2 pseudogenes are annotated in these 710 nt (G+C 59.9%); one reads left to right on the top strand and one right to left on the bottom strand.

Annotation, left to right across the window (positions count from 1 at the left end):
• Window positions 1-156 (bottom strand): annotated as a pseudogene (locus tag BTM36_RS23980) (bestrophin family ion channel); the annotation flags it as partial.
• A gap of 295 nt (window positions 157-451) precedes the next feature.
• On the opposite strand from BTM36_RS23980, the pseudogene BTM36_RS28790 reads away from it, so the two are divergent.
• Window positions 452-710: pseudogene (locus tag BTM36_RS28790) on the top strand (hypothetical protein); the annotation flags it as partial.

The raw sequence follows: 710 nt of genomic DNA, 5'->3' as shown, positions 1-710 counted from the left end.
ACTGATCACGTAATTGATCATGCACTTATCATTTGGCTGATCGCTGCGGGAGGTGATCGTCACCGAACCCCAGATCATTCTCGCTTCGGTGTAACGGCTGTAGCTGGCGTTGTTACGAAAGCCAAGAAATATGGCAATGGCGATACCCAGCAGGCTAGATCGGAAGAGCATCTGAACTCCAGTCACAGATGCCTCGCCTACCACTCTCCAAGTCAAACAGTCGGCAATTGCGTCTCACGCACAAAATTGGCGCACATCTCTCTGCACAGACCCACATACTGGAAAGCCCCACGGAGCTGCCCGGCCACTTCCAGTTATGCCTTGACCACCGTCGTGCTCTACGCGCGCGCGGTTCCTCTCCACAACTCGAACGAGCGTGAGGGTGTGTGTTCGGGCCTTTTTGGCGTTGTTTTTGTTTTCAAGCAGAAGACGGCATACGATAGTACAGGATGTGACGGGATTTCGGACTTGTGCTCTCCCGTCCTGCCCACCCGCTGGCTTCGCGGCTGAAAAAAAACCTGAGCCCGCTGTCGCCGTCGCACCGGCTGCACCGGCCGCGCCCGTCGCACCCCGGCGTCCGGCCGCCACACCCGCACAGCAACAGGAAACCGCCCGCATCGCCGCTGAACTGGGCTCGCACGGCCATTGGCCCAGCCTGGCCGCCAGCCTGCCCCTGCGCGGCGTGGCCCATCAGATGGCGTTCCAGAGCC

The sequence above is a fragment of the Herbaspirillum sp. VT-16-41 genome, assembly GCF_001994935.1.
Lineage (GTDB): Bacteria > Pseudomonadota > Gammaproteobacteria > Burkholderiales > Burkholderiaceae_D > Herbaspirillum > Herbaspirillum frisingense.
The sequence above is the reverse complement of the archived record's forward strand: the minus strand, read 5'-3'. Positions and strand labels throughout refer to the sequence as shown.